Source organism: Streptomyces sp. DvalAA-14 (genome assembly GCF_900091855.1).
GTDB lineage: Bacteria > Actinomycetota > Actinomycetes > Streptomycetales > Streptomycetaceae > Actinacidiphila.
Window position 1 is genome coordinate 1 of the sequence record NZ_FMCH01000153.1, and the last position, 5176, is coordinate 5176.

Annotated in this window: 5 protein-coding genes; 3 read left to right on the forward strand and 2 right to left on the reverse strand. The window is 74.3% G+C overall.

Features of this window, described 5'->3' with window-relative positions; all coding sequences use genetic code 11:
• Positions 1 to 1467 (forward strand): LCP family protein (locus GA0115240_RS07290; protein WP_093735836.1); only part of this gene is annotated, 1467 nt, incomplete at its 5' end.
• An 85-nt stretch (positions 1468 to 1552) separates the two neighbouring features.
• Here GA0115240_RS07290 and GA0115240_RS07295 read toward each other — a convergent pair.
• On the reverse strand, positions 1553 to 2623 hold the full coding sequence (locus GA0115240_RS07295) for a glycosyltransferase family 2 protein (protein WP_176725005.1): 1071 nt from the start codon (positions 2621 to 2623) through the stop codon (positions 1553 to 1555).
• A gap of 232 nt (positions 2624 to 2855) precedes the next feature.
• On the opposite strand from GA0115240_RS07295, the gene GA0115240_RS07300 reads away from it, so the two are divergent.
• Positions 2856 to 4286 (forward strand): LCP family protein, encoded by a 1431-nt coding sequence (locus GA0115240_RS07300; protein ID WP_161302065.1) that lies wholly within the window; start codon positions 2856 to 2858, stop codon positions 4284 to 4286.
• A gap of 107 nt (positions 4287 to 4393) precedes the next feature.
• On the opposite strand, the gene GA0115240_RS07305 is transcribed toward GA0115240_RS07300, so the two are convergent.
• Entirely contained in the window at positions 4394 to 4984 is a 591-nt protein-coding gene (locus tag GA0115240_RS07305) for an acyl-CoA thioesterase (protein ID WP_093735839.1), read from the reverse strand.
• A gap of 12 nt (positions 4985 to 4996) precedes the next feature.
• On the opposite strand from GA0115240_RS07305, the gene GA0115240_RS37575 reads away from it, so the two are divergent.
• On the forward strand, positions 4997 to 5176 hold a 180-nt coding region (locus GA0115240_RS37575), incomplete at its 3' end, for a hypothetical protein (RefSeq protein ID WP_218087416.1).

The window sequence follows — 5176 nt, forward strand, 5'->3', positions numbered from 1 at the left end:
CGGCGCGCGCGGGCGGCCGATCAGGGGCGCCGCCGGGCGGCGGGACCGGGGTCGGGAGCCGGGTCCGGGCCGTCCGGGTCGTCGGGGGCCGGCCATTCCGGCCGCCGCCGGGCCAAGCCCCGCAAGTCCGCCCGGCCGCCGGCCCTGCTGTGGACGGCCGTCGGCGTCGGTGCGGCGCTGGTGGCCGGCGGCATCGTCCTGCTGTCCGGGCACGGATCCGGCCCCGGCATCACGACGGTGGATGTCGGCAACGCCGGAGCCGCGACACTGTCCGCCACGGGCCCGACGAACCTGCTGCTCATCGGGACCGGCGAGGGCGCCGGCGCCGGCACCGGGAGCAGCACCGCGGGCGGGGCGGCCGGGCAGGGCCGCGCCGCCGACGTGGTCCTGGTGCACCTCGCGGCCGACCGCAGCAACGCGACCGCGCTGGACATCCCGGCGAATCTGGTCACGAGCATCCCCGACTGCCCGACCGGCAAGGGTCCTTCCGGGGTCCCGGGCTCGGCGCGGCAGCAGACCTCCCCGACGGTCGCGGACAGCCTCGGCGGCGGGCGCGACCCCGGCTGCACGATGCGGCTGATCGCCCAGCTGACCGGGCTGAAGGTCGACCACTTCCTGCTGGCCGACTCCGCCGCGCTGAAGTCCCTGGCGACGGCGGTCGGCGGGCTCGACGGCTGCCTCACCGAGGTCGCCCGCGCCGGGCAGGCGCCGGCCCAGCCCAACCGGATCAGCGCCCAGGAGCAGTTCCTGGCCGGCCTTGTCCGCACGGCGGGATCCGGCGGGTCGGGCGGGGCCGCCGCGGGCGGGCGGCCCGCCGCGCTGGCCCGGACCGCCTCCACCGCGCTGACCATGGACACCCCGCTCGGCAGTGTCGCCGCGCTGTCCGGCCTGGGCGCGCAGTTCGGCAAGGTCGATCCGAAGCACTTCACGTTCACCACGCTGCCGGTCAAGGACAACCCGGCGGACGCGGGCCACCGCACGGTCACGGCCGACCAGGGGCGGGCGACGCAGCTCCTGACGCTGATCAAGAACGACGTCTCCCTGTCCCAGCCGCCCGCCGGACCCGACCCCAAGCTGGTCGGCCCCAGGGCCACCGCGCACAACACCCGGGTGCTCGTCTACAACGGCACAGGGGTCTTCGGCGCCTCCCAGGACGTCCTCGCCTGGCTGCAGAACGACGAGCACGCCGACCGCACCACCAACGGCGGGGACGCGCCCGCCCGCGCCGCCCGGACGACCCTGAAGTACGCGCCGAACCAGGCCGACCAGGCCCGTTCACTGGCCGCCATGATGGACCTGCCCGCCTCGGCCCTGATCCCCGGGACGGTGAACGCGGCGCCGCGCGCCAACATGACGCTGACCCTCGGCGCCGACTACACCGCACCCGGCGCACCGATCGCGCCGCCGACCACCCCGCCCAAGGGGCTCGCCATGATGACGGCCGACAGCAGTTCCTGCGGGACGTAGAGCAGGGGCCTGCCCGGCGCGACCACCGTCACCGGGCACGCCGGATCACGCCGGATCCAGCAGGGTCCAGCAGGGTCCAACAGGATCAGGCCGAGGTGCGGTCCGACTCCGGCACGCCTTGACGGGACGTCACCGCCGGCCGGCGGCTGGCGATGACCGTGCGCGCCAGCGAACGCGGGCTGGTGAGGAAGCCGTAGCCCCAGCACATGTGCATGGTGGCCAGGGCGAGCGGGATACGGACCCGGGCGCCGAACGGCAGGCCGCGGCCCGCCGGCAGCGAGCCGGCCGCGATACCGACGACGTAGGCGGCCGGCACCAGCAGCGCCCACGGGGTGAGGGCCGCGCCGAGCACGATTCCGGCGGCGTTGGCGAGCAGCGCGACGGGGGCGGCCAGGTAGCGCAGGTTGACCGAGCCGCGGTGGTAGCGGGTGACGACGCGGCGCCAGCGGCCGTAGTCCTTGTACTGCTTGGCGAGGGCGCGGACGCTCGGGCGGGGGCGGTAGGAGACCCGCAGCTCGGGCGAGAACCAGATGAGATGGCCGGCCTCGCGGATGCGGTAGTTCAGCTCCCAGTCCTGGGCGCGTATGAACTCGACGTTGTAGCCGCCCTGCTGCTCCAGCACCTCGCGGCGGAAGACGCCGAGGTAGACGGTGTCGGCCGCGGCGGCCACACCGCCGGTGTGGAAGGCGGCGTTGCCGACGCCGATCTTCGCGGTCATCGCGGCGGCGACCGCGTGCTCCCAGTTGTTCTCGCCCTCGGCGTGCATGATGCCGCCGACGTTGGCCGCGCCCGTCTCCTCGAGCAGGCGGACGGCGGTGGCGATGTAGTTCGCCGAGAGCATGCCGTGCCCGTCGACCCGGACCACGACCGGGTGCCGGGACGCCTTGATGGCCGCGTTCAGAGCGGCCGGGGTGCGGCCGGTGGGGTTGGGCACGGTGTGGACCCGCGGGTCCTCCGCGACCAGTTCGGCGGCGATCGCGTCGGTGCGGTCCTTGGAGGGACCCAGCGCGATGACGACCTCGAGCGCGCCCGGATAGTCCTGTTCCAGGATGTGCCGGACGGCGTTGCGCAGATGGCGTTCCTCGTCGAGCACCGGCATGATCACGGAGACGGCCGGGAGCGCGGGGTTCGTATCGGGATTCATAGCGGCGTTCATCGCGGCAAACGTTACCGCTTACGGGGGACCCCAGCGCGTGGGGGCAAGACCTACAGTCCTATTTCTCCCTAGCCTGAACGGGTCTGCACCCCGCTGGTTGGAGGTCTCTCCCGTGCCGCCCATCCGTCGCCGCCCGCCGCCGCCCGGCGATCGCCCGCCGGGCGGCCGGCGCCCCCGCCGGCGCCCGCCGATCCGGTGGAGCACGCGGATCGCCGGCGGTACGGCCCTGCTGGTGATCACCGTCAGCGGGATCGGGCACGCGGTCATCGACGGCGTCAACGGCGCGATCGGCCGGGTGGACGCCTTCGGTGGGATGCAGGGGCGGCCGGACGGCACCAAGGGCACCAATTTCCTGCTCGTCGGCACCGACGGCCGCGACGGACTGGACCCGTCGGACAAGCGGCGCTACCACCTGGGCGGCGCGCCCTGCCACTGCACGGACACCATCATGCTGGTGCACCTCTCGGAGGACCGGCAGCGGGCCGCCGTCGTCAGCATCCCGCGCGACAGCTACGTCCGGCTGCCCGCCAAACCGGCCCCGGCGGCCGCCGCGTCCCCGGCGTCGCTCTCCGCCCCGGCGCCATCGGCCTCTCCCGCGTCGCCGTCCGCCCCGGCCCCGGGAGACGGCAAGAGCGCCGGGACCGGCCCGCTGCCCCCCGGCACCCGGCCGGCCAAGATCAACGAGGCGTACGCGGACGGCGGCGCCAAGCTCACCGTGCACACCGTCGAGCAGCTGACCGGCGTGCACATCGACCACTACCTGGAAGTCGACTTCAGCAGCTTCATGAAGACCGTCGACGTCATCGGCGGCGTCAAGGTCTGCACCCCCGTGCCGCTGAAGGACGCGTACACCGGGCTCGACCTGGCCCCCGGTACGACGACGCTGGACGGCGGGCAGGCGCTGCAGTACGTGCGCTCCCGGCACATCGACGGCTCGGCGGACCTGGGCCGGATGCAGCGTCAGCAGCGGTTCCTCGCCCAGGTCATCCACAAGATCACCAGCGGCGGCACCCTGAGCAACCCGGTGGAGCTGAGCCGGGTGGCCGGCACCGCACTGGGCTCGGTCCGCGCCGACCAGGGGCTGGGGGCCGGCGACCTGATCGCGCTCGCCAAGGGGCTGAAGGGCCTGTCGGCCGAGTCCTCGGAGTTCGTCTCGGTACCGCTGAGCGATCTCAACTACCGGGTGCCCGGCATCGGCTCCACCGTGAAGTGGGACGAGACGAAGGCCGGCGAGCTGTGGGCCGCCATCCGCGCCGACCGGCCGCTGGCGCCGCCGCGCGCGAAGCCCGCGCACCTCGGAGCGGCGGTCGGGGTCGATCCGGCCCGGATCCGGGTGACGGTCGCCAACGGCACCGACACCGACGGGCTGGCCGCCGACGCGCAGAAGGCGCTGCGCGCCACCGGCTTCGCCACACCGGGGCTGCCGCTGACCGCGGTGCACCACGTCGGGCGGACCATGATCGACTACGACCCCCGCTGGGACCGTTCGGTGAAATCGCTCGCCGCGGCCCTGCCCGGGGCCGAGCTGGTGCCGGTATCGGGGCAGGGCGCCACGATGAAGGTCACACTCGGCCCGGACTACACCAAGGTCACACCGGTGCGGGCGGGCGCGGGCGCGGTCGGGGAGGACGCGGTCACCGGGGACGAGGAAGTATGCCCGTAGGCTCCCAGGAGGCGCTGAAGGGCCCGTAGCGGGCTCCCTGGGGCCTGCCTGGGCCTCGCTCCCCCGGCCCCGGGGGAGCGGCCGGCGGAGCGCCGCCGGGCGCCGGTCTACTGGTCCAGCCCCTCCGCCGTCCGCTCGCGGCGCAGCTCGAGGATCGCCCGGCGCCGGGCCAGCCGGTGGGTGCGGCGGATCTGCGCCTCCTGCCGCCGGCGGTGGTCCCGGTCGGTCTCGGGGATCACCTGCGGCACCGGACGGGGCCTGCCCTCCGCGTCCACGGCCACGAAGACCAGATACGCGCTGGCCACCTGCTTGGCCGGGCCGGACTCGTTCCACCGCTCGGCCACCACCCGGACGCCGACCTCCATGGAGGTCTTGCCGGTCCAGTTGATCTGAGCCTTCACATGGAGCAGGTCGCCGACCCGGACGGGTTCGAGGAAGGCCATCTCGTCCATCGCGCCGGTCACCGCCGGGCCCTCGGAGTGCCGGCCGGCCACCGCGCCCGCCGCGTCGTCCACCAGCTTCATCACCACCCCGCCGTGCACCGTGCCCAGCAGGTTGGTGTCGTGGGCGCTCATGATGTGGGAGAGCGTGATCCGGGAGGCGGAGACGGGCTTGCCCGGGATCACCGGGACGGCCGGGGTGGGCAGCGGCGCCGGGGTTTCCGGGCCGCTTTCCCGCTGGTCGGAGGACTCGATCATGACATCCACCTTATGTCCGTCACGGAAACGCTGCGGGCGTCGGCCCTGTGCATCGGATCTGCTACAGATCCGCATGCGGGTGCGGGTGACGCCGGGTGGCCGGGCACACTGGCGGACATGAACGGTTGGAGCGATGACACCGAGCGGCGGCGGCTCACCGAGCCCCCGCTGCCCCCAGAACTGTCGCCGCGC